Origin of the sequence: Marinobacterium sp. MBR-111 (genome assembly GCF_040547585.1) — a bacterium.
Lineage (GTDB): Bacteria > Pseudomonadota > Gammaproteobacteria > Pseudomonadales > Balneatricaceae > Marinobacterium > Marinobacterium iners.
In genome coordinates, this window is record NZ_JBEPQA010000009.1 from 89,847 (window position 1) to 112,858 (window position 23,012).

Sequence of the window (23,012 nt, forward strand, 5' to 3'; positions counted from 1 at the left end):
TGTACCAGCGCTCCGTTCGGTAATCCAGATCGGCCTCTAGCCGATAGTGTTATGGCTGCCACAAAAGCAGGCGAACGGCGGTGCGCGTGACCGGTAAGAAGCCTCAAAGGTTGATTCCCTTTGATCAGCTATTTCGTCGAGACAAGGAGCAGGCAGGCTGTCACAGGAGGTGTGTAATGGCTGCGGCAGAAACAAATCGGTGTCAGTCTGGGTGTTATCCAGCAGCAAGTCGGTACTGATGACGGCAAGGCTTTCGTCTCCCGGTTTGGGGACTGCACCGCCCTCAAAACCGTAAAACAGCAATACTGCCAAAAAAAACAGAACAGTCGGCTTTCCGATCGTTCTTGCCGAAGGCATCTCGGCAACATGAAACCAACAGGCAAATTTTGATCGCAACGGATCAACCTCAACAGACAAAGGTGTCAAATTCAGGATAGGCCTGTCAGCTTGAGTGTCAATAGGGTTACCCCTGAATAACACGCCCGCGGTACACCATCAGTGGGGTTCTGGACCCATCCGGCGCTGCCACAGAGTCGGTCGGCTCGTCCTCTTCAACGAGCGGATGTGCAACAGCCGGCGTGTCGCGATACCCCAGGCGTTCCAGCAACTGCTCCGCCTGGTCAGGCAACAGGGTTTCCATCAGTGGATAAATCAGCTCGGGTGTAAAGGAAAAGCGCAGTGGTGCCAGACTGGCCAGCTGAGCCACCGCGTTTTCATTGTGCAGCCCATTATATGCAACACCCAGCAGTTGCCCCTTGGACAGCACAACCTGAGCCGCATGGTTATCTGCACTGACCACAAACAGGGTGCCTGTTGCCCGCAGTTGAACAAGTTCAAAGAGTTGCGCTGTCAGTCCACCGAAATCAGCCGCAAGTGTGCCCATGGTCGCCTCCATTTATCCATGACCGCTAACTTTACTCGGATACAGAAGGACTCAAGCAAGAAACGGACCAGTCCCACTCGCCGCTTTTCAGCGGCTGAAACGGGTCCGCCGGCCGGAAAGTTGCACCTGAATGGTGCAAAGACCTATCCGAACTGGGGCGCGTCGAAGTTTTCCGGCTCGTCGGTGTATATACAAACATTCCAGTCTTCGGCCAGACCATCTTCGGCCTTGCAGTAACGTTCGAAGAATTCGACGATTTCCCTGCGCTGGCAGTGCGCTTCAAAGCTTTCCATATCGCTCCAGATTTCGTGGAACACAATCGGAAAACTGGTGCCTTCGGCAAATGGGCTGCTGATCTGACGCGTCACCGTGTACTGCACACAGGCATCTTCACGGTGGGCGTTGGGTTCCAGCATCTGTAATGCGCGAAACAGCTCGGCTTCCTTGCCGGGCCGAGGCTTGAACTGGGCAGTGCAATAAACCAGTGAGGACATGCCGCCTCTCCTTACTTTGGTGTTCAGGGTTGGGAAAAAATACGGTCCAGTTGAGCTGTGTAGGGCCTAACACTCTGCTTGTCTGCCGCCGGTACCTGCGCCAGTGTGCGCGCAATACTCACCGCCTGCTCCATCTGCTGACGCATCTCCGGTGGCACTAGCTGCAGCATTTGCGGATCCATTCCCTGCATCTGCTGTGCCAGCTGCAGGATTTCAGGGCTTTCCGCCTCGGCCTTGATCGCACCGTAAGCGAGCACAACACGGTCACCGGTCAGCGCCCAACTCTCCGCACTGGTAAAGCCATATTGGCGCACAATCCGACCCAGCTCGCTGTAGTCATCAGTTGATTCTCGCTGCAACACTTTTACCCCCCGGGTGTGGGGGTCAAACAGCTCACCGTTGCGCGGCGTGATTTCACGTTCGAGGAAGCTTTGCTTGCCTTCGGCCTGCAGCTTTTCACCCAGCTGCCGCACCGGCCCCAGGCTATCGATATAAGCCTCTATCGCCGCTTCACCCAAACTGTCCGCTTGCACTCCCAACGGGAGTGCAAGCAGGAACATGAACAGAAAACAAGATGAGAAATACGCGCGCATAGGCACCTCCCGGGTGTTAAAAGTGGCAAGGGTTTTGCTGGTTTCAATCGCGGCCCCGTATGATGGCGCGAGTGTAGCAGATCCTGCAGGTGCCACCTATCGAGGTTACGCAGATATAAAAAAACTGTGTAATAATCAAACCGATAGTCACCAACAAATATAACAGGCGGCACCTCAGCCGGGACGGCCGCCCTGACTAGAAGCCCATAGGGGAATAACATGAAGCAGACGTTCGGATCTTTCGGAAAAACCCTGCTGGCGGCAGGTTCACTGCTGGCCGCAGTCTCCAGCGTACAGGCTGAATCTCTGAAAATCGGTATTGCAGGCCCTGTTACCGGCCCCGTTGCCCAGTATGGTGACATGCAAAAGATCGGCGCGATGATGGCGATCCGCCAGATCAATGAGGCCGGTGGCATCAACGGTCAGACGCTTGAAGGCATTATTTACGATGATGCCTGCGACCCCAAACAGGCTGTGGCCGTCGCCAACCGCATCGTCAATGATGATATTCGGCACGTAATCGGCCACCTCTGCTCCAGTTCAACCGAACCGGCCTCGGATATTTACGAGGAAGAGGGCGTATTGATGATCACCGCCGCATCCACTTCTCCCACCATTACCGAAAAGGGATATGAGCTGATTTTCCGCACCATCGGCCTGGACAGTCTTCAGGGCAGCCTGGCGGCGGCGCATATCCGTGATCACGTCAAACCGGAGCGGCTGGCCGTTATTCACGACAAACAGCAGTACGGTGAAGGCCTTGCCACAACCGTTAAGGATCTGCTGGCTGCCGATGGCATCGAAGCCGAGATGTTTGAAGGTGTTACCCCTGGAGACAAAGACTTCTCGGCGCTGATCGCCAAGCTCAAGCGCAACAATATTGATTTCGTTTACTACGGCGGTTACCACCCGGAGTTGGGGCTGATTCTGCGACAGTCCCGTGAAAAGGGCTTTGATGTACCGTTCATGGGTCCTGAGGGGGTAGTGAATTCGGACTTGGCTGCCATTGCAGGCGAGGCGATGGAAGGCGTACTGGCCACCGCCCCGAAAAGCTTTGACCAGAACCCGGAAAATGCCGCGTTGACCGAAGCCTTCAAGGCACGAAATGAAGACCCTTCAGGTCCGTTCGTGTTCCCGGCTTATGCCGCAATACAGGTTATGACCGACGCCATCAAGGCCACTGGCGAAACCGACCCCTATGCGCTGGCAGAATATCTTCGAGCCAACCGCTTTGATACCACCATCGGCGAGATTGGTTTCGACGCAAGGGGGGACCTGACCGAATCCACCTTCATGGTGTACCGCCTCCACGCCGATGGCAGCAAGACCGCTCTCAGCGAATAAACTCCGTCCCGTCTGAGCCCCGTCTACCTGACGGGGCTCGCAGCCTGGAGAATGCAGATGAGTGAAACCGCCCTCTATGTCCTGCAGCAGCTGATCAACGGACTGACCATCGGCTCAACCTACGCCCTGATCGCCATCGGTTACACCATGGTGTACGGCATTATCGGCATGATCAACTTCGCCCACGGCGAGGTCTACATGATCGGTACCTATACCGCTTTCATCACCATCATCGGATTGGTCACCATGGGGGTGGGTTCATTACCGATCATCCTTTTGCTGGCACTGATCACGGCGGTGATTATTTCATCCACCTATGGTTATGCAATCGAGCGGGTGGCCTATCGGCCCCTGCGTGGCGGTCCGCGTCTGATACCTCTGATCACGGCGATTGGCATGTCGATTTTCCTGCAAAACTATATCCGACTGGCCCAGGGTTCACGCGATCTGGCGATGCCCTCGCTGATTTCGGGCGGTATCAGCTTCGGTGATCCGGCCCTGTTTGAGGTGAGCATTTCATGGATGCAGATGATCATCTGGAGTGTGACGCTGGTCTCGATGACGGCACTGGCACTGTTCATTTCGCGCTCACGCCTGGGACGTGCCTGCCGCGCCTGCGCTCAGGATTTGAAGATGACCAATTTGCTCGGAATCGATACCAACCGCATCATCGCGCTTACCTTTGTCATCGGGGCGGCACTGGCGGCTGTAGCTGGCGTACTGCTGGGACTCTATTACGGCACCATCAACCCCTACATCGGCTTCATGGCAGGCCTCAAGGCCTTTACCGCTGCGGTACTGGGGGGTATCGGTTCCATTCCGGGTGCCATGCTCGGCGGCCTTATTCTGGGCGTCACCGAGGCCCTCACGGCTGCCTTTTTCCCGTCCGAGTACAAGGATGTGGTGGCCTTCAGCCTGCTAGTACTCATTCTTCTGTTCCGCCCCACCGGCCTGCTCGGCAAGCCGGAAGTGGAGAAGGTATAGGAGGGAGCCAATATGCAGAGAGCACTTTTCCCGGCACTGTTTTCCGCGCTGGTCACCTTCCTGCTGACCTGTCTGGTGATCGGTGTCAAGCTGGAGCAGGACGGCCCTGAACTTACCGTAGTCAATGCCGATGCCGCCACCTGGGGCTGGATCGCGTTTGCGGTTGTGGCCGTCTTTCTGGTGCAGCTGTTTCATCAACCCCTGAGTGCCTTGAAACAGCGCCTGCCGACCCCGCACATCAGTGCGCTGCTGCCACGAGAACAACTGCGCAGTCGGCTCACCCCCTGGCTGATTGCACTGGTAGTTCTAGGCCTGTTCATCTGGCCTTTCATGGTGTCTCGCGGTTCGGTGGACCTGGCCACCCTGGCGCTGATCTATGTCATGCTGGGGCTTGGCCTCAATATTGTGGTGGGCTTCGCCGGGCTGCTGGATCTGGGGTATGTGGCCTTCTATGCCGTGGGCGCCTATACCTACGCATTGCTGTCGGAATATTACGGCCTTTCCTTCTGGGCCTGTTTGCCCATTGCCGGGCTGATGGCCGCCACGTTCGGGTGTATTCTGGGCTTTCCGGTACTGCGTCTGCGCGGGGATTATCTTGCCATTGTGACGCTGGGATTCGGTGAAATCATCCGTATTTTGCTGAACAACTGGACCGATGTCACCGGTGGCCCCAATGGCATCAGCGGCATCGAAAAACCTACCCTGTTCGGGCTGGAGTTCAGTCGCCGAGCCGCCGAAGGCAGCCAGACGTTCCATGAATTTTTCGGCATCGATTATGACAGCAGCCACCGAGTGGTTTTTCTGTACCTGGTTGCACTGCTGCTGGTGTTGTTCACCATCTATGTGATCAATCGGGTGCAGCGCATGCCGATCGGGCGCGCCTGGGAAGCGCTGCGCGAAGACGAAATAGCCTGTCGTTCGCTGGGCTTGAATCCGACCGTGATCAAGCTGTCGGCCTTCACCATGGGCGCCTCCTTTGCCGGCTTTGCGGGCTGCTTCTTTGCCGCTCGGCAGGGCTTTATCAGCCCCGAGTCATTCACGTTCATCGAATCAGCCATCATTCTGGCCATTGTGGTGCTGGGTGGAATGGGCTCACAGCTGGGCGTCATTCTGGCCGCCATTGCCATGACCATTTTGCCGGAGCTGGCGCGTGAATTTCAGGAATACCGCATGTTGATGTTTGGTGGCGTGATGGTCCTGATGATGCTGTGGCGCCCGCAGGGCCTGTTGCCGATGAAACGCCCCCAGCTGGAGCTTAAAACCTCATGACCAATCTGCTGGAAGTCTCGGGCCTGATGATGCGTTTTGGCGGCCTGCTGGCGGTAGATAACGTCAGCCTTACCGTCAAGCCTCGTCAGGTACACTCAATCATCGGCCCCAACGGGGCCGGCAAAACCACTGTGTTCAACTGCATCAGTGGTTTCTACCGCCCCAGCGGCGGCCAGATCCTGTTTCGCGATCAGCCGATTGAACGGCTTACAGGCCATCGCATCTCGCGGCTTGGCCTGGTTCGCACCTTTCAGCATGTGCGTCTGTTCAACAGCATGACCGTGATTGAAAATCTGCTGGTCGCCCAGCATCGTCACCTCAACACCAACTATTTTGCAGGTCTGCTCAACACGCCGCGTTACCGCAAGCGGCACACCGAAGCGATGGCGCAGGCCGTGTTCTGGCTGGAACAGGTGGGGCTGCTGGCATTCGCCAACCGCGAAGCGGGCTATCTCTCCTACGGGCAACAGCGTCGACTGGAGATCGCCCGCTGCATGGTGACACGTCCAAGCCTGTTGATGCTGGACGAGCCGGCCGCAGGTCTCAACCCGAAGGAGACCTCTGAACTGGACCAGCTGATCCTGCGTCTGCGAGACGAGCACGACATTTCGGTTCTATTGATCGAGCATGACATGGGACTTGTCATGGGGATCTCCGACCATATTACGGTGATCAATCAGGGCGCACCTCTGGCCGACGGCACTCCACTTGAAGTGCGTGAAAATCCGGATGTAATTAAGGCCTATCTGGGAGAGAGCTGATGCTGAAACTGGACAAGGTCTGTACCTACTACGGCAAGATCCAGGCACTGCACGATGTCACGCTGGAAGTGAACCGTGGTGAAATCCTGACTCTGATCGGCGCCAACGGTGCCGGCAAAACAACCCTGATGATGACCATCTGTGGTGACCCCCGTGCCCAGAGCGGCCAGATCACGTTTGACGGTAAACCCATAGAGCAGCTCAAGACTTCCGACATCATGCGCAAGGGGCTGGCCGTGGTACCGGAAGGACGTCGCATTTTTCCGGGCATGACCGTGGAAGAGAACCTGTTTATGGGCAGTTTCTTTCGATCCCGTGGCGAAGCTCAGGCTCAGCTCGACCATGTTCTGGAGCTGTTCCCTCGTTTGAAGGAGCGTTTCAATCAGCGCGGTGGCACCATGTCCGGGGGGGAGCAGCAGATGCTGGCCATTGGCCGTGCATTGATGAGCAAGCCCCGCCTGTTGCTGCTTGATGAGCCTTCACTGGGTCTGGCGCCGCTGATTATTCAGCAGATTTTCGGCATCATCGAAAAACTCCGGGATGAGGGCGTCACCATTTTTCTGGTGGAGCAGAACGCTCATCAGGCGCTCAAGATTGCAGACCGGGGCTATGTACTGGAGAATGGGCGCATTGTGATGAACGGAACCGGTAACGCCCTGCTCAACGACGACAGCGTTCGCAAGGCTTATCTCGGCGGTTAACGGACAGGACTGATGCGCTTACTGATGATCTCGCTGCTGGCTCTCTTCGCCAGCCTCACATTGCTGATTGTCGGCAATTCCTTCCTGATTACCCTGCTAGGGTTGCGCTTTAGTCTGCTCGGTATTGATGCTTCCACCATCGGTATGGTGATGGTGTGCTATTCAGCCGGGTTTGTGGTGGGTTCACTGTATGCGGACAGAATTGTACGCCGCGTGGGCCATATCCGCGCCTTTGCCGTATTTGCCGCCCTGGCTGCAATGGCGGCGCTGATCTATCCGCTGACCTACAATGTCTGGTATTGGGGCATTCTGCGCGGTATCGGCGGGCTCACCATCGCGGCGCTGTTTATCACCATAGAAAGCTGGTTCAGTGCGGTGGCCACCAACGCCAACCGCTCCAAAATCTTCTCCATGTACCAGATTGCGGCCTACTCGGCTGCCGCTGGCGGCCAACTGCTGATCGGCAACGGCAACCCGATCAACTATGCCCTTTTTACCCTGTCGGCACTGTTTATCATTGCCGGCATCATCCCGTTGTCACTGTCCCGCATGCATTCCCCCGAGATCAGTGAAGCCACTCAGAAAATGTCGCTGTTACAACTGCTTCGGCTGGCACCACTGGGTGTTGTTGCCGCTTTTACTGGAGGCATTTTCCTCGGTTCCTTCTACTCACTGGTACCGCTGTTCGCCAGCCTGACAGGCCTTGAAAACAACCAGATATCAATCTACATGTTTGCCTCCATTCTCGCGGCCATGCTCTGTGCCTGGCCCATTGGCTGGATCTGTGACCGGGTGCAGCGCAGCTATGTGCTGCTGGTGATCTGCGTGCTGGCAGGCCTCGCCAGCGCCGCCAACGCGCTCACCGTCAATGACCCCTTCACTTGGCGCCTGATCGCACTCTGCGTGCTGATGGGGCTGGCCTCTACGGTGTACTCAATCGCCGTGGCGATCACCAATGATATGATGGACAGCTCCCAGATTATTGCCGCCAGCTCAGGCCTGTTGCTCAGTTATGGCCTTGGCAGTGTACTGGGACCGCTGCTCAGCTCAGCGCTGATGGAACGGTTTGGCCCCGAGGCCCTGTTCCATACGCTCGCCGTTGCCCTGGTCAGCATGGCAGTGTTTACCCTTTATCGGCAGTATCGTGTACCGCCCATGCCGGTAGATGCACAGGAACACTTCATTCCAGCCATCCCGGATGTACATGTCATTCCCGAGATCGACCCGCGTAATGAAGAGTTCGTGGACACACCGATCGAAGAGCTGTTCCGGGAGGAACCGACATCGCCTGAAGTCGAAAGCGGTGACGAAGGCGAACTCATGGCCAAGCCTGAGCCACCTGTGGCGGAAAGTGAAAGCACAGATTCCACAGAAGCAGAGAGGCCTCACCCTCAGACCGATGAGGACTCACCCCGCAACGGCAACTGAAAGGCTTCGGCGCAGCCGAACCCGTTACTGCTGGATGAACTGTAATCCCAACGTTCCAGTTGCAACTGTCGGCGCAGAGATTGCCACTCAATCAGGTTGAACGAGTTTGGCTTGCCGTCACGGACCCGCCGCGAAATTGCAGTCCCGGCCTGAGCGGTCCAGCACTCTGAGTGAACCCCGGGGTAACGCCGTTCAAGGGGAGCACAAAAGGGATAGTGGATATGGCCGCCCAGATACAGCACCATCCCGGCGTCACTCCACTGCCGTACCGCTGCTTCCGCGCCCTCAGCGACATTGCGTTCATCACCTTCCAGTACCCGGTCAACGGGATGATGCCCCATCACGATTTTAAGTGATGCCGAGCTGCGCCTCAGCCGTTGTTCCACATGCGCAACCATTTCCGGCTGGAAGCAACCGTCCACGTGTCGGTCAGGTCGAGTCGTATTGACCCCAATGACCAGCAGATCTGCATCTGTATACTCAGGCGCCAGATTGGGACCAAAGCTTGATCGAAAGTGGGCATAAGGGGCCCAGAATCGCTGCCAGAGATTAAACAGTGGAATATCATGATTGCCCGGGACCGCCAATACAGGCGCAGCCGGCAACTGCGCCAGAAAAGACTCGCATCGTCGAAACTGCCCCCGCCGCGCCCGCTGCGTGATATCGCCACTGAGCAGCACAAGATCAGGCTGCAGGTTGCATATAGTGGCGGTCAGTGCCTCGATTACCTCAGGCCGCTCAGTACCAAAATGCAGATCCGACAGTTGAATCAGCCGCATCGCCTGCCTCCTGTGGGCACCAGACACCGGTAGGCATCATGTCGGGTTTCCAATACCAGCGGAGAACGACAGCGGTGCAGCTCACCATCCACCGCGACGGTCAGTCTGCGCCTTCGGGTCGAGACCCGCAGGCATTCGGTCAGGAAACAGTCGAGTTCTTCCAGTCGCTTAAGCTCACCTCTAAGACTTGCCCACAGGTATCGGCACAGGGCCAGCGGACTGTCCGAGCGCATGACAAACACGAGCATCTTGCCATATTTCAGAGCCTCTACCTCCGGCAGGTCAAAGCTCTCAAGCTGAGTCGGGCTGACACTGGCCAGTAACATGGGCGCGGTTTCGACATGTTGCTTTCCGTCATGCTCAAGGCTGAGCCTTCGCCCCCGTGCGCGCGTCAGGAACACCCAGATTCCACTCAGCAATGAGACCAGACGATTGCGGCCGGTCACCGCACTGACCTGCTCTCGCGCCGCAATGATTCGAGGGTAGACGCCGATGCTGGCACTGACGCAGAAAGGGATGTCATTGATAAAGGACAGCGGACAATGCTGCTCCCGCCCATGCAGCAGAACATCGAGTGCGGCCTCGGTATCGACCGGGATGTTTCGGTCACGCGCAAAGAAATTGAATGTCCCGCAGGGAATCACACCGAGCGTCACATCACTGCCTGCCAATGCAGAGACTGCTGCATTGAGTGTTCCATCGCCACCGGCAACAACCAATATGGCCCCCGTTTCAATACAACCCCGGACCTGCTGTTGCAGTTGCGGCAGCAGCGCCGTCTTGGGCCTCAGCCGTTGCAGGGACTGAAGGCAGTTTTCGGGAATCCGGCGCCGAATCAGCTGCTCCAGATCAGCGTCAGCCTGGTCACCCGCCCGGGTATTGATACAGATCCGAAACTGACGCCTGGCATCTCCACTCATCAACAACTCCTGGTACTCAAGGACCGCCCTGCACCCTGAAGCTCTGGATGTCAGGCGCTGTTGGCACCAGCTTAACTGAATGCCTGTCGTTACGACCAGTCTCCGCGAAGGTTTAGCCGCGACGGTTTAGCCCTGCCGGCTTGACCACTTACATACAATGGTGGATGATAAATGGCTATCAGCGAGGACCCTCTCATGCAGCCTGTCTGTTGCGCACCCACCATCATGCGACGCGTCGAAGCCTTTGGTATCTCGCCAAAGGTGCGATACCGTGCTGTGCTGCCGAGCCCTGATCTTTCCTGATCCCATTGAACCAAGGCCGCAGCTGTTTCTGCGGCCTCTGTCGCTGAAACCGCGGTCTAATGACACGGAGCGGTTATGTCATCGGTCCCCATTGCCTATCTAGCCGTGGTCCTGATCTGGTCCACGACACCACTGACCATTGCCTGGAGCAGTGAAAGCGTTGACCCGGTCATGGCCGGCTGGGTCAGAATGTTGATCGCCTCTTTGCTCGGACTGGGTTTGCTACGGCTGTTGCGAATTCCACTGCCGCTGCACCGCGAGGCACAGACTACTTATGCCTGCGCCTCTCTTGGCGTATTCGGAGCCATGTGCTGCACCTATATCGCGTCACGCTACGTGCCTTCCGGGCTGATTTCGATCATGTTCGGCCTGGCACCGATTCTGTCAGCCATTCTCGGACAGTGGATACTTAAGGAGCCTGCTTTGCGGGCGTATCGCTGGATCGCTTGTGCACTCGCCTTTGCCGGGCTGGGTGTGATCTTTACCAATGAGTTGGCACTGGGAGGGGACAGCCTGCCGGGCCTTCTGCTGTTGTTTCTGGCCGTACTGCTGTTCAGTCTGAGCGCAGTGCTGGTCAAGCGCACCGGCACCCAGACTCACCCCCTGGCGCATACCGTAGGCGCCCTGCTCTGGTCGCTGCCCGGTTTTGGCCTGACCTGGTGGCTGCTCGGCGGTGAACCGCTGGTGATAGATCCGGACAGTCGTTCGTTCTGGGCTATCCTGTATCTGGCAGTTTTCGGCTCACTGGTCGGCTTTGTCAGCTACTTCCATGTCTTGCGCCATTTGCCGCCCAGCACGGTGGCGCTGGTCACGCTGATAACCCCAATCTTCGCCCTGCTGCTTGGACACCTGCTGAATGACGAGCCCCTGACCGCAAGCCTGTGGCAAGGTTGTCTGCTCGTGGTTGCCGGGCTGGCTCTGTTCTTTTGGGGCCACCGATTACCATTGCGCCGGCCTGCCTGAGGAGACTCTTGATGAAAATCCTGACGCTGATTCGTCATGCAAAATCCAGCTGGGCCGACCCTGCCCTGGCCGATTTCGAGCGCCCACTGAACCACCGGGGACAGCGCGACCTGCCGGGGCTGGTGCAGCGCATGCAGCGGCAGGGCCCCAGGCCCGATCAGCTGCACTACAGTCCAGCCTTGCGGACGCGCCTGACGGCAGAGCCATTGAAGGACGCCTTCAACCTGAACGATGACGAAATCCTGTGCAGTCCGACCCTATATGAAGCCGATGCATTCACCCTGCTGGACGTGCTGCAAAGGCTGCCGGACCCCGTCAACCACACCATGCTGGTGGGGCACAATCCGGGGCTGCTGGAGCTGGTACAACAACTCTGCCCCGAGGCACCCGAGCGCCTGCCGACCGGGGCCATCATTCAGCTGCAGTTGATGATCAGCCACTGGTCCGCACTGCAGTGCGGGTGTGCCCGTAAGCTCTGGCTCGACTATCCAAAGCTGCACCGTTCCGCCAGAAAATAATGCCCTGATCCGCTAAAATCAGCCCCCTTGATACATTCAGATGGAGAGTGGTTTTGAACCTCTACCTCGAAACACTGGGTTATACCGCCAATATTGTTGCACCGATCTTCTTCATCCTGTTTCTGGGCTACCTCCTGCGTCGCCTGCAACTGATTGATGATGCTTTCGTTGCTACCGGCTCCAAACTGGTATTCGTGATTACCCTGCCCGCACTGGTATTTATGTCGATTGCACGCATGGACTTCCATGCCGTATTCAATCCACAACAGCTGGGCTATGTACTGGTCACCATTCTGCTCTCTTTTGGCCTGATCTGGTGGCTGGCTGCACGTTGGATCAAGGCGCCCGAAGATCTGGGCGTATTCATTCAGGGCTCCTTTCGCAGCAACTACGGCATCATCGGCCTTGCCGTCAGCTTCAACCTGTTTGGTCAGGATGGACTGGCTCAGGCTTCGCTGCTGCTGGCGCTGGTAATCCCACTGTTCAATGTGCTCTCCATCATTTGCCTGAGCATTCCCATGCAACGCAGCGAAGCGATGCGCCTGAGCGATACCCTGCTGGAGATTCTGAAAAACCCGTTGATTCTGGCTGTGCTGCTGGCCCTTCCGGTATCCTGGTTTGGATTGCAGCTGCCCGAGGTTGTGGCCCGAACCGGCAACTACTTTGCCAACCTGACCCTGCCTCTGGCCCTGCTCACCATTGGCGCTTCACTCAACCTGAAAAGTCTGCACGACACCTCATCGCAGGCATTCTGGGCAACCGCACTGAAACTGGTTATTCTGCCGCTGGTGCTGACACTGGGAGCCTGGCTGTACGGCTTTGAGGGGCAAGAGCTGGCAATCATGATGGTGCTGTTTGGCTGCCCCACCGCTGCCGCCAGTTTTGTCATGGCCCGCGCGATGGGCGGCAATGCTCAGCTGGCCGCCAATATCGTACTGACAACCACACTGGGGTCGGTGCTGACACTCAGCGGAGGAATCTATCTGCTGCGCCTGCTGGGCGTGATCTGAGGCGGACACAAAGGGGTAAAAGTGGATATGCTGAAATCACTGTTTACATCTCACTATGACAAGCTCGCCGCCGCCATAGTGAAGGGCGATGAAGAGCGCACTGTCAGACTGCTGGGCAAGCTCTCGGCAGACGCGCTGCAGCAGGTTGATAACGATGGCCGACCGCTGCTGGAACTGGCCATACGGTCACGCCAGCCGCGCATTCTGCAGCTGCTGCTTCAGCGTACTCCCGCACCACTGCCAAAGGCATCCTGCGGCACACCATTGACCGTATTGGCACTGCGGCAGACTGAAACGAGTCTTCACCTGCTGTCGGCACTGCTCAGAGCCGGAGCCGACAGCAACCTTATCCATACCGGTCGTCCCCTGCTGCATCACTGTATCGAGCATTGTCGAGATGCTGAGCTGATGCTGCACCTGAGCCGGCTGCTGGAACACGGTGCTGACATCAACCAGCCTGACGATACCGGCACCACATTGTTGCTTCGGCTGTTACCCACAGGCAACCTGCCATTGCTGCAGTTTCTGCTGCAGTCCGGTGCCAAGTGCGAGCCTCAATGGCTGGAAAGCATGGAAGACCCGACGCTGCTCTCTCAGCTGCGCCGGACTCTGGATGACATCAAGATTCGGAACATGATGCTGGGCCGCTAAGGCCTCAGGCGGCGGGGGCTACCACCCCCAAACGGGGAATCTCGATTGCAGGGCAGCGGTCCATGATCACTTCAAGCCCCGCTGTTTCGGCACGTTCAGCCGCATCTTCATTGATCACGCCCAGCTGCATCCAGACCGCTGGGGCACCAATCTCGATCGCCTCATCCACAACGTATCCGGCATCCACTGAGTTGCGGAAAATGTCGACCAGATCCACCTTGCCCTCAATCTCGGCAAGCTTCGACACAACCTTCTGCCCCATCAGCTCCTGTCCAGCCAGCGCCGGGTTGACCGGAATCACCTCATAGCCACTGGCCAGTAGATAGGACATCACTTGGTAACTGGCACGGTGGGATTTGGCACTGGCACCCACCAGCGCAATACGATGGCTGCGTTCGAGCAGTGTTTTAATCTTGTTATCCTGCATCACGCGTTTTCCTTTTACAGACTGGACATTCAGGGTCAGGACGCAGCCTGAGGCTGCGCCATTGCATACGTTTTCCATCCAACAGCAGCAACCTGCCGGTCAGAGGCTCACCAATACCGGCCAGCAGTTTGAGCGCTTCCATCGCCTGCATGCTGCCGATCACGCCCACCAGCGGAGGGAACACGCCGGACTCGCTGCAGGTAAGTGACGCTTCATCACCCTCTTCATACAGGCAGCGATAGCAGGGCGACTCGGCATCACGCGGATCATAGGCACTGATCTGGCCATCAAAGCGGATTGCAGCACCGGACACCAGCGGCACGCCGGCGGCAAAGCAGGCACTGTTGAGCGCAAAACGGGTGGCAAAGTTATCGCTGCAATCCAGTACCAGATCCACTTCACGCACCTGACGCTCCAGCGCTTCACCCTGCAACCGCTGATCCACTGCCGTAATCCGGACAGACGGATTGATCGCTTTCAGGCTGGCCTCGGCCGAGCTGACCTTGGCTTCACCGCAGGCCGCTTCGGCATGAATAATCTGACGCTGCAGGTTGGTCAAATCTACTCGATCATCATCCACCAGCACCAGTTCACCCACACCCGCCGCGGCCAGATAGGCAGCCGCCGGGCCACCCAGCCCTCCGAGACCCACGATCAGAATGCGCGCGGCCTGCCAGGCATCCTGACCGGCAATATCCACCTCCGGCAGCATGATACTGCGACTGTAACGCAGCAGCTGATCATCACTGAGCATTGTCACCTCGCAGGACTGTATCACCGGGCCAGCAGCCACCACTGACACGATCATTGCCACCGTAGTCGCGGACACTGAACACCTGTGCATATCCCAGCTGCTGCAGCAACCGGCGCACTGCCTGCGCCTGATCGTAGCCATGTTCCAGCAGCAGCCACCCTTGCGGGCTCAGGTACTGACGGGCTGCCGCCGCGATCTGTTCGATATCAGCCATTCCCTTGCGTTCGGCAGTCAGGGCGCTCAAAGGTTCAAAGCGTACGTCACCCTGTTGCAGATGCGGATCATCCGGATCGATATAGGGTGGATTGCTGACGATCATGTCAAACCTGCCGTCCAGCGGTTCGCACCAGCTGCCCTGACGAACCTCAACATTAGCCAGTTCATATTCGGCCGCATTGATCTGGGCCAGCTTAACGGCATCCGGCTGCAGGTCGGTGGCCACCAGCTGCCATTCGGGTCGCTCACTGGCCAGCGCCAGTGCCAGTGCACCGGTTCCCGTACCCAGGTCTGCAACCCGGGCAGGGCCGGCATCCAGCCGCAGCAGCGCCTGTTCTACCAGCACTTCGGTATCCGGGCGTGGAATAAGGGTGGCCGGACTGACCCGCAGACGCAGGGTCCAGAAGTCACGGTAGCCCAGCAGATGCGCCACCGGCTCACCGGCCCTGCGCCGCTCAAGCAGTGCCAGAAAGGCCTGCTGCTGATCAGAAGTGAGGCATTTTTCCGGCCAGGTAAACAGCCAGCTGCGCGGTTGTTGCAGCACATCGCACAGCAGTAATTCGACATCCAGGCTTGCACTGTCGCTGACCGCTTCAAGATCGGCCGCACGTGCCAGCGCAGCCGCAACTGTCAGGCATTTATTCACCGGACAAGGCACCCAACTGCTCGGCCTGATACTCGTTGCGCAGCGGCTGGATTACCTGATCCAGGTCTCCAGCCATCACTTCATTCAGGCGGTAGATCGTCAGATTGATACGGTGGTCGGTGAGACGTCCCTGCGGAAAATTGTAGGTACGGATACGTTCGGAGCGATCCCCCGAGCCGACCAGACTTTTTCGGGTGCTGGCCTGTGCCGCCTGTTGCTTGTCCAGTTCCGCCTGCTTCAGGCGTGATGCCAGCAGCCCCATCGCCTTGGCGCGGTTCTTGTGCTGTGAGCGCTCCTCCTGACACTCCACCACAAGCCCGGTGGGCAGATGGGTAATGCGGATTGCGGAGTCGGTTTTGTTGATATGCTGGCCACCAGCACCCGAGGCACGGAACGTATCCACACGCAAATCGGCCTTGTTTATCTCGATCTCGGCGGATTCGTCCAGCTCCGGCATGATCGCAACGGTACAGGCCGAGGTGTGGATGCGCCCCTGCGATTCGGTCTCGGGGACACGCTGCACGCGGTGGGCACCAGACTCAAACTTCAGCTGAGCATAGACATCCTGACCGACCACTCGGCTGATGATCTCCTTGTAACCGCCGTGCTCACCCTCGTTGGCACTGATTACCTCGACCCGCCATCCCTGACGCTCGGCGTAACGGGAGTACATGCGAAACAGATCGCCGGAAAAAATTGCGGCTTCATCACCGCCGGTACCAGCACGAACTTCCAGGAAGACGTTGCGGTGATCATCGGGATCCTTCGGCAGCAGCAGAATCTGCAGCTCGGCTTCCAGCTGTTCGATACGCTCGCGGGCCGACTCGATCTCTTCGCGCGCCATCTCACGCATCTCAGCATCGTCTTCCTGCAGCATCTGTTCGGCGGAGGACTGGTCCTCTACCGCCTGCTGCCAGCGTGAAAAACTCTGGGCCACCGGCTCCAGCTCGGAATATTCGCGGGAGTAGTCTCGGAAACGGGCCTGATCGGCGATCACTTCAGCATCGCTGAGCAGCGCAGCCAGCTCCTCAAAACGCTCGCAAAGGGACTCAAGCCGGTATTGTATGGAGGCTTTCATCGTGACGCAGACTCCTGTTGCTGTCTCATGAACCGCTGTGGTCGGGGGGTGTAAGCTGATACAGTTCCTGTACCAGTTGCAGCAGCTCTTCACGCCCTTCGGCGGACGCCTGGCGCAGCTGAACGGTCGGTTGATGCAGCAGTTTATTAGTCAGTCCGTGGGCGAAACGCTGCAGCACGTCTTCAGCCGGTTTGCCATTGGCCAACATGCGCATGGCTTTCTCCAGCTCCTGTGCTGCCGTTTCATGGGCACTCTGTCGCAGCAGGGTGAGGGTATCAACCGCATCCAGCTCACGCAGCCGACGCATGTACTCCAGCGTGCCGGCTTCAATGATACCTTCGGCATCACGGGCCGCACTCTGACGCTCACGCTGGTTTTCCTCAATCACTTCCTTGAGGTCATCAACGGTATAGAGGTAGACATCGTCCAGCTCACCCACCTGAGGCTCGATGTCACGCGGCACCGCAATATCCACCATAAAGATCGGCCGGTGCTTGCGCTTTTTCAGCGCCGCTTCCACTGCCCCCTTGCCCAAAATCGGCAACTGGCTGGCAGTGGAGGCGATCAGAATATCGGTCTGGGGCAGCTCGTCGGGGATCTGTCCCAGCTCGATGGCACGCCCGTTGAACTCCTCGGCAACGGCCAGCGCGCGTGCAAGTGTGCGGTTTGCCACCGTGATCTGCTGCACGCCGGCACGCTTGAGATGGCGTGCAACCAATTCGATGGTCTCGCCGGCACCGATCAGCAGCGCCCGGCTTTTGCCCAGATCGGCAAAAATGTGTTGCGCCAGGCTAACGGCCGCATAGGCCACCGAAACCGGGTTTTGGCCGATGGCGGTCTGAGTACGCACATTTTTGGCCACCGAAAATGTGCTGCGGAACAGCCGCCCCAATTCAACGCTGACCAGCCCTTCCGCCTGAGACACCGAGAACGCAGACTTGAGCTGTCCCAGTATCTGCGGTTCGCCCAGCACCAGCGAGTCCAGCCCGCAGGCCACGCGCATCATATGGCGTACCGCTGCATCGTCCCAATAGGCGTAAGAACAGCGCTGCAGCTCCTCTACGTCAAGGTCGTGATAACGCCCCAGCCATTCCAGCAGAGCACGGCTACCCTCCAGCTCGGTAGTAGAGCAGTAGAGTTCGGTCCGGTTACAGGTGGACAGAATCGCCACTTCGGAAAGCCGGGCATGCAGCCGCGCCTCATGCAGCGCCTGAGCCAGTTTTTCCGGTGCGAACGCCACCCGCTCGCGTACTTCGACCGGTGCCGTTTTGTGATTGATACCTAACGCCAGCAGAGCCATAGAAGGTTCGTATCACCCCATTACAGACAAGCGCGTAATCATACACCTTTGCCGCGTCCGGATTAACCCACCCGTGGCAGTTCTGCGTACAGAGCAGGACAACCCGCCGTCGGACAGCTGCAGATGGCATGACAGCCCCGACTCAATTGCTCTATAGTGAGATTTCCAACCCACCAGGATCGGAAACGTGCATCAGTTTATGAACAAACCTCTGCTGATCAGCCTGATCACCAGCCTGCTGATCACCGGCTGCAGCCAAATGGACAGGACGCCCTCTTCCGCCAATGCGGATACTCTTGAGCTGGCGCCAACCATCACCTATATCAAGGGCGAGCTCAACGCCGACAGCCTGTACCAGCTGTTAAGTGCCGAGCTGGCCGGCAAGCAGGGCCGCTTTGACCTTGCTCTTGAGCACTACCTGAACCAGACGCGGCTGACCCGAGACCCTGCGGTAGCCGAGCGCGCCACGCGTATTGCCCAGTTTCTGCGCCGCACGGATGCCGTCATGGAGACCAGCCGGCTGTGGAGTGAAATCGAGCCTGGCAACATTGAGCCACTGCACATCCGGGCCAACATCCTGCTGCATGAGCGCCAATTTGAGTTAGCCCTTCCCCTGCTCGAACAGGTATTGGAGCAGGGTGGTGACGAGGCACTGACCCTGATCGCAGCTCAGAGCGAAGAAATGCCGGCCGAAGTTGCCGAGCACTACTATGACTTGCTGACTAGACTCAACCGACAGCAGCCAGAGCAGCTCGACTATCTGCTGACTCGGGTACTGCTTCTGCGCCAGCTGGATAGAACCACAGCAGCTGCCGAGCTACTGGACGCCGGTCTGCGCGTGGAGCCCGACCAGGCTGAACTGGTACTGCAGCGTGCCGAGATCTATCGCCAACAAGGGCAGCCGGCCCAGGGGCTCAAACTGGTCCAGCGCGCCCTGCGCCAGGAACCAGAACATACACGTCTGGCCGCCTCACGCGCCCAGTTGCTGCTGCTGTCTGGCCAAACTGAAATGGCCTGGGAAGCGATCCAGCAACTGCTGCAACAGCAGGAGGACAATCAACAGCTACGCTATTATTTCGCTCTTTTGTTGCTTGAGAACAACCGGCCCGAACAAAGCCGTCGACTGCTGCAACAGCTGCTGGACCAACAGCCTGACAACTCGGCACCACATTTCTATCTTGGGGTCATTGCTCAGCAGCAGGAGCAGCGAGAGCTGGCTTTGGAACATTTCCTTCAAGTCGATCAGGGCCCCAACCTGATTCAGGCCTACGCCCGCGCCCTGAGCCTGTTTGAAAGCGCCGATGATCAGGCCAGAGTCACCGCACTGATCGCAACAGGTCGAGAAAGTCATCCGGATCAGCGAGAAGATCTGATCATCCTGCAAGTCGAGTGGCTCGACCGGGTCGGCCTGCGCCCCGAGGCACTGGCCATTCTGAACCAGTCGCTGGAGCAGTCTCCCGACAGCGTTAACCTGCTGTACACCCGTTCCATGCTGACCGACTCCGAACAGTCACAACAAATGATCAGCGACCTTCGCCGTGCACTGGTCCTGTCTCCGGACAACCCGATGCTGCAGAATGCCCTCGGCTACACGCTGACCCTCTACACAGACGAACTGGAAGAGGCGCACGCCCTGATCAGCCGCGCACTTGCACAGCAACCGGAAGATGCCGCCATACTGGACTCCATGGGCTGGGTTCTGCACAGGCTGGGGCGCAATGAGGAAGCGCTCCACTTTTTGCAGCAGGCCCATTCGCGCTACCCCGAACCAGAAGTAACGGCTCATCTGGTGCAGGTACTATGGGCGCTGGACCAACAACAGCGAGCAACCGAACTGCTGCTGCAGGCACTGGAACAACAGCCAAATGACTCACACCTGCTGGAAGCCGCCGATATGATCGGAGTCACGCCATGAGGCCCCTTTTACCACTGCTGCTGGTATTGTTTCTGGGTGGTTGCAGTCAGTTGCAAACCCGTGAGCCGGCAATGCCCACAGATTCACGTCCGGTACTGCAGCTTGAAAGCTGGTCACTGGAGGGGCGCATCGGCATTCGCCATGACGGCGAAGTCAACAGTGCCAATCTGAGCTGGAAGCAGCAGCCGGCTGCCTATCAGATAGCCCTGACCGGCCCGCTTGGTCAGGGGGGGCTGCGCATCGAGGGCCGAGACAACAGTGTCAGTCTGCAGCAGTCAGGGTCTGACGAAATCTACCGGGCAACAACGCCCGAAGCCCTGATGCAGCAACTGCTGGGCTGGCACCTGCCCCTGTCCCATGCACGCTACTGGGTACGAGGCGTACCCGACCCTAGCCTGCACTGGCAGGCGTTGAAGGACGAGCAGGGTTTCAGCCAGGCTGGCTGGAAGGTTGAATATGACCGTTACACTCGCGCCGGCACACTGGTGCTGCCGGAGAAGATACGTCTGACCCGCCCGGATATGCGCATTACACTGGTTGTTAACCACTGGACGACCGACCTGCAGCCTTGAGCCGATCGAATTTGGCAACAAATTTGCCACAGGGGTTGATTTCGACAGGCTCTTTGTTGAGAATATGCGCCTTCTTGGAGCGTGGTCCACACCACAGGAGACGACAGGGGTATCGCCAAGCGGTAAGGCACTGGATTCTGATTCCAGCATGCGGAGGTTCGAATCCTCCTACCCCTGCCAAACACCATGACAGACTTCCTCTCTACTACATCTAACTCCGACGCAATCGAGAAGGTAATCGCCGTGTCTAAAATGATGGTCTTCACCGGCAATGCAAACCCGGAGCTGGCACAAAAAGTTGTCGAACGCCTGGACATTCCCATGGGCAAGGCACAGGTTGGCCGCTTCAGTGACGGCGAAGTAAGCGTCGAGATCCAGGAAAATGTTCGTGGCAAGGATGTATTCATCATCCAGTCAACCTGCGCGCCCACCAATGACAACCTGATGGAACTGATTGTGTTCGCTGACGCCATGCGTCGCGCCTCGGCCACCCGCATCACGGCTGTTATCCCCTATTTCGGCTATGCCCGCCAGGATCGTCGTCCGCGCTCTGCGCGTGTGCCGATCAGCGCCAAGGTCGTAGCCAGCATGATCGCCAACGTGGGCATCGACCGCGTACTGACGGTCGACCTGCACGCCGACCAGATTCAGGGCTTCTTCGACATCCCGGTGGACAACGTTTACGGCTCCCCGGTTCTGCTGGATGACATTGTTGATCAGCAGTATGAAGACATCATCGTGGTATCACCTGACGTGGGCGGTGTAGTACGTGCCCGCGCCGTAGCCAAGCAGCTGGACTGCGACCTGGCGATCATCGACAAGCGTCGCGAGCGTGCCAACGAATCTCAGGTAATGAACATCATCGGTGATGTATCCGGTCGTACCTGCATTCTGGTCGATGATATGTGCGATACCGCCGGCACCCTGTGCAAGGCAGCCAAGGCACTGAAAGACAAGGGCGCAGCCCGTGTGGTGTCCTACGTGACCCACCCGGTACTGTCCGGCCCGGCAATCAACAACGTTATCGGCTCTCAGCTGGATGAACTGGTTGTTTCAGACACCATCCCGCTGTCCGAGCAGGCGCAGAAGTGTGACAAGATCCGTCAGCTGTCACTGTCGCCGCTGTTGGCGGAAGCGGTACGCCGCGTCTGCAACGAAGAATCCATCAGTGCCATGTTCCGCTAACCGGAACGGGTACTGACACCGGCACTGCCGGTCAATCGAAGGCCCAACCGGGCCACCCACATGCTGCATGCTTCTGGTCGCGGGGGTATGCAGCTTTAATATATAAGGTATATAAAACATGGCTAATTTTACTGTAAACGCTGTTGCCCGTGACGATCAGGGGAAAGGTGCGAGCCGCCGCCTGCGTCGTGAAGGTCTGGTACCGGGCATCATCTACGGCTCTTCCGAGCCGAAGGCGATCTCCGTGATCGGCAAGGACCTCTACCGCATGCTGCTGGAAGACGGCTTCTACTCCTCCATCCTGACTCTGAATCTGGATGGCCAGGACCAGCCGGTTATCATCAAGGATCTGCAGCGCCACCCGTCCAAGCCGGTTGTTCTGCACGCTGACTTCCAGCGCATCGATGACAACCAGAAGATCAAGCTGCAGGTTCCGCTGGCATTCGTGAACTTCGAAAAGTCCGCTGCTGCCAAGGCTGCTGCCAAGTTCGCTCAGGAAGCTGCAACCGTTGAAATTTCCTGCCTGCCGAAAGACCTGCCGGAAGTACTGGAAGTTGAACTGAGCAAGATCGAAATGGGCCAGACCGCTCACCTGTCCGACATCACCCTGCCGGAAGGCGTCGAGATCGTTGCCCTGCGTCGCGGTGAAGACCACGACCAGAGCGTGGGCTACTGCTACGCACCGCGTGGCGCCAAAGCCGGCAAGTAAGCGCAGACCTCAGGCACAGGCATGAATGACAGGATTCAACTGATCGTTGGCCTCGGCAACCCCGGGGCAGAATACAGCCAGACCCGTCACAATGCCGGTGCCGAGCTGGTGGAGCAGCTTGCTGCCCACCAGCACACCTCCTTGCAACCGGAGAAAAAATTCTTCGGCCTCTATGGCAAGGTGCTGATCAATCACCAACCGGCCCATCTGCTGATTCCGACCACCTTCATGAATCGCAGCGGACAGGCACTGTCAGCACTGGCCAACTTCTACAAAATTCCTGCCAGCGACATACTGGTCGTGCACGATGAGCTGGATATCCAGCCCGGCACCGCTCGCTTCAAACAGGGCGGCGGCCACGGCGGCCACAACGGTCTGCGCGATATTATCAGCAAGCTGGGGAATGACCGTAATTTCTATCGCCTGCGCCTTGGCATCGGCCACCCGGGCAGCGCTGCCCAGGTTTCCGGTTTTGTACTGAGCAAAGCATCGGTTGCCGAGCGCGACAAGACACAGGCTGCCATTGATGAAGCGCTGCGCGCGCTGCCCCTTGCCGTCAGCGGCGACTGGGCACGTGCCATGAACCAGCTGCACAGCTTCAACGGCTAA

At 58.1% G+C, this 23,012-nt stretch carries 27 protein-coding genes and 1 tRNA gene; 17 read left to right on the forward strand and 11 right to left on the reverse strand.

The genetic code is table 11. The features are described 5' to 3' along the window. Positions 1 to 36 precede the first annotated feature (36 nt). The 4 genes from ABIE61_RS08595 to ABIE61_RS08610 all read right to left on the reverse strand — a co-directional run bounded on the left by ABIE61_RS08595 (position 37) and on the right by ABIE61_RS08610 (position 1,970). Entirely contained in the window at positions 37 to 417 is a 381-nt protein-coding gene (locus tag ABIE61_RS08595) for a hypothetical protein (protein WP_354408568.1), read from the reverse strand. A 46-nt stretch (positions 418 to 463) separates the two neighbouring features. After that, positions 464 to 883, reverse strand: a complete 420-nt coding sequence (locus ABIE61_RS08600) for a hypothetical protein (RefSeq protein ID WP_354408571.1) — start codon at positions 881 to 883, stop codon at positions 464 to 466. 143 nt (positions 884 to 1,026) lie between these two features. Further along, the gene (locus tag ABIE61_RS08605; RefSeq protein WP_091827276.1) at positions 1,027 to 1,377 is read right to left on the reverse strand and encodes a putative quinol monooxygenase; all 351 of its coding nucleotides are present in this window, start codon (positions 1,375 to 1,377) and stop codon (positions 1,027 to 1,029) included. Positions 1,378 to 1,400: 23 nt separating this feature from the next. Next, positions 1,401 to 1,970, reverse strand: coding sequence for a hypothetical protein (locus ABIE61_RS08610; protein WP_206836084.1), 570 nt, complete (start codon positions 1,968 to 1,970; stop codon positions 1,401 to 1,403). 219 nt (positions 1,971 to 2,189) lie between these two features. On the opposite strand from ABIE61_RS08610, the gene ABIE61_RS08615 reads away from it, so the two are divergent. The 6 genes from ABIE61_RS08615 to ABIE61_RS08640 are packed head-to-tail and all read left to right on the forward strand — an operon-like array spanning position 2,190 to position 8,457. Further along, complete coding sequence (locus tag ABIE61_RS08615; RefSeq protein ID WP_091827274.1) at positions 2,190 to 3,314, forward strand: high-affinity branched-chain amino acid ABC transporter substrate-binding protein; 1,125 nt, start codon at positions 2,190 to 2,192, stop codon at positions 3,312 to 3,314. Positions 3,315 to 3,371: 57 nt separating this feature from the next. Next, positions 3,372 to 4,298, forward strand: a complete 927-nt coding sequence (livH, locus tag ABIE61_RS08620) for a high-affinity branched-chain amino acid ABC transporter permease LivH (RefSeq protein ID WP_091827273.1) — start codon at positions 3,372 to 3,374, stop codon at positions 4,296 to 4,298. 12 nt (positions 4,299 to 4,310) lie between these two features. Continuing rightward, the gene (locus ABIE61_RS08625) at positions 4,311 to 5,567 is read left to right on the forward strand and encodes a high-affinity branched-chain amino acid ABC transporter permease LivM (RefSeq protein WP_091827272.1); all 1,257 of its coding nucleotides are present in this window, start codon (positions 4,311 to 4,313) and stop codon (positions 5,565 to 5,567) included. After that, positions 5,564 to 6,328 carry a high-affinity branched-chain amino acid ABC transporter ATP-binding protein LivG gene (livG, locus tag ABIE61_RS08630; RefSeq protein WP_206836087.1) on the forward strand — a complete coding sequence of 255 codons (765 nt, stop codon included), beginning with the start codon at positions 5,564 to 5,566 and terminating at the stop codon, positions 6,326 to 6,328. The genes ABIE61_RS08625 and livG overlap by 4 nt, the downstream gene beginning before the upstream one ends. Then, positions 6,328 to 7,029 (forward strand): ABC transporter ATP-binding protein, encoded by a 702-nt coding sequence (locus tag ABIE61_RS08635; protein WP_091827270.1) that lies wholly within the window; start codon positions 6,328 to 6,330, stop codon positions 7,027 to 7,029. Before livG ends, ABIE61_RS08635 begins: the two co-directional genes overlap by 1 nt. Positions 7,030 to 7,041: 12 nt before the next feature. After that, entirely contained in the window at positions 7,042 to 8,457 is a 1,416-nt protein-coding gene (locus ABIE61_RS08640) for an MFS transporter (RefSeq protein ID WP_354408575.1), read from the forward strand. On the opposite strand, the gene ABIE61_RS08645 is transcribed toward ABIE61_RS08640, so the two are convergent. Next, on the reverse strand, positions 8,421 to 9,236 hold the full coding sequence (locus tag ABIE61_RS08645) for a metallophosphoesterase family protein (RefSeq protein WP_354408577.1): 816 nt from the start codon (positions 9,234 to 9,236) through the stop codon (positions 8,421 to 8,423). The genes ABIE61_RS08640 and ABIE61_RS08645 overlap by 37 nt on opposite strands. Further along, positions 9,227 to 10,156 carry a diacylglycerol/lipid kinase family protein gene (locus ABIE61_RS08650; RefSeq protein ID WP_206836104.1) on the reverse strand — a complete coding sequence of 310 codons (930 nt, stop codon included), beginning with the start codon at positions 10,154 to 10,156 and terminating at the stop codon, positions 9,227 to 9,229. Before ABIE61_RS08650 ends, ABIE61_RS08645 begins: the two co-directional genes overlap by 10 nt. 171 nt (positions 10,157 to 10,327) lie before the next feature. Between ABIE61_RS08650 and ABIE61_RS08655 the strand changes: the two genes are divergently transcribed. The 5 genes from ABIE61_RS08655 to ABIE61_RS08675 all read left to right on the forward strand — a co-directional run bounded on the left by ABIE61_RS08655 (position 10,328) and on the right by ABIE61_RS08675 (position 13,601). Beyond that, a complete protein-coding gene (locus tag ABIE61_RS08655; RefSeq protein WP_354408580.1) occupies positions 10,328 to 10,459 on the forward strand; it encodes a hypothetical protein in 132 nt (43 codons plus the stop codon). 75 nt (positions 10,460 to 10,534) lie between these two features. Further along, positions 10,535 to 11,422, forward strand: coding sequence for a DMT family transporter (locus tag ABIE61_RS08660; protein WP_091827266.1), 888 nt, complete (start codon positions 10,535 to 10,537; stop codon positions 11,420 to 11,422). A gap of 11 nt (positions 11,423 to 11,433) precedes the next feature. Next, positions 11,434 to 11,940, forward strand: a complete 507-nt coding sequence (locus ABIE61_RS08665; protein ID WP_354408583.1) for a SixA phosphatase family protein — start codon at positions 11,434 to 11,436, stop codon at positions 11,938 to 11,940. 47 nt (positions 11,941 to 11,987) lie between these two features. Beyond that, on the forward strand, positions 11,988 to 12,950 hold the full coding sequence (locus tag ABIE61_RS08670; protein WP_242530018.1) for an AEC family transporter: 963 nt from the start codon (positions 11,988 to 11,990) through the stop codon (positions 12,948 to 12,950). 27 nt (positions 12,951 to 12,977) lie between these two features. Continuing rightward, positions 12,978 to 13,601, forward strand: coding sequence for an ankyrin repeat domain-containing protein (locus tag ABIE61_RS08675; RefSeq protein ID WP_354408586.1), 624 nt, complete (start codon positions 12,978 to 12,980; stop codon positions 13,599 to 13,601). Positions 13,602 to 13,605: 4 nt separating this feature from the next. Here the strand turns inward: ABIE61_RS08675 and ABIE61_RS08680 are convergent, their stop codons facing one another. Genes ABIE61_RS08680 through hemA form a run of 5 tightly spaced genes read right to left on the reverse strand, consistent with a single transcriptional unit; the run spans position 13,606 to position 18,022 of the window. After that, positions 13,606 to 14,028 (reverse strand): CoA-binding protein, encoded by a 423-nt coding sequence (locus tag ABIE61_RS08680; RefSeq protein WP_354408588.1) that lies wholly within the window; start codon positions 14,026 to 14,028, stop codon positions 13,606 to 13,608. Continuing rightward, positions 14,018 to 14,782 (reverse strand): molybdopterin-synthase adenylyltransferase MoeB, encoded by a 765-nt coding sequence (moeB, locus tag ABIE61_RS08685; protein ID WP_206836119.1) that lies wholly within the window; start codon positions 14,780 to 14,782, stop codon positions 14,018 to 14,020. Before moeB ends, ABIE61_RS08680 begins: the two co-directional genes overlap by 11 nt. Continuing rightward, positions 14,772 to 15,644 carry a peptide chain release factor N(5)-glutamine methyltransferase gene (prmC, locus tag ABIE61_RS08690; RefSeq protein WP_354408591.1) on the reverse strand — a complete coding sequence of 291 codons (873 nt, stop codon included), beginning with the start codon at positions 15,642 to 15,644 and terminating at the stop codon, positions 14,772 to 14,774. Before prmC ends, moeB begins: the two co-directional genes overlap by 11 nt. Further along, complete coding sequence (prfA, locus tag ABIE61_RS08695) at positions 15,637 to 16,722, reverse strand: peptide chain release factor 1 (RefSeq protein WP_354408594.1); 1,086 nt, start codon at positions 16,720 to 16,722, stop codon at positions 15,637 to 15,639. The genes prmC and prfA overlap by 8 nt, the downstream gene beginning before the upstream one ends. A 25-nt stretch (positions 16,723 to 16,747) precedes the next feature. Then, positions 16,748 to 18,022: a glutamyl-tRNA reductase gene (gene hemA / locus ABIE61_RS08700; RefSeq protein WP_091827258.1), complete on the reverse strand. Its 1,275-nt coding sequence runs from the start codon at positions 18,020 to 18,022 to the stop codon at positions 16,748 to 16,750. Positions 18,023 to 18,221: 199 nt separating this feature from the next. Between hemA and ABIE61_RS08705 the strand changes: the two genes are divergently transcribed. The 6 genes from ABIE61_RS08705 (at position 18,222) to pth (ending at position 23,012) form a co-directional block, all read left to right on the forward strand. Beyond that, on the forward strand, positions 18,222 to 19,937 hold the full coding sequence (locus tag ABIE61_RS08705; protein WP_354408595.1) for a tetratricopeptide repeat protein: 1,716 nt from the start codon (positions 18,222 to 18,224) through the stop codon (positions 19,935 to 19,937). Beyond that, positions 19,934 to 20,509 (forward strand): lipoprotein insertase outer membrane protein LolB, encoded by a 576-nt coding sequence (lolB, locus tag ABIE61_RS08710; protein ID WP_354408597.1) that lies wholly within the window; start codon positions 19,934 to 19,936, stop codon positions 20,507 to 20,509. Before ABIE61_RS08705 ends, lolB begins: the two co-directional genes overlap by 4 nt. Before the next feature lie 105 nt (positions 20,510 to 20,614). Then, positions 20,615 to 20,689 (forward strand) — tRNA-Gln (locus ABIE61_RS08715). Between the two features lie 63 nt (positions 20,690 to 20,752). Continuing rightward, a complete protein-coding gene (locus ABIE61_RS08720) occupies positions 20,753 to 21,694 on the forward strand; it encodes a ribose-phosphate pyrophosphokinase (RefSeq protein WP_354408600.1) in 942 nt (313 codons plus the stop codon). A 118-nt stretch (positions 21,695 to 21,812) separates the two neighbouring features. Further along, complete coding sequence (locus ABIE61_RS08725; RefSeq protein WP_354408603.1) at positions 21,813 to 22,403, forward strand: 50S ribosomal protein L25/general stress protein Ctc; 591 nt, start codon at positions 21,813 to 21,815, stop codon at positions 22,401 to 22,403. A 21-nt stretch (positions 22,404 to 22,424) separates the two neighbouring features. Next, the gene (gene pth, locus ABIE61_RS08730; RefSeq protein ID WP_354408605.1) at positions 22,425 to 23,012 is read left to right on the forward strand and encodes an aminoacyl-tRNA hydrolase; all 588 of its coding nucleotides are present in this window, start codon (positions 22,425 to 22,427) and stop codon (positions 23,010 to 23,012) included.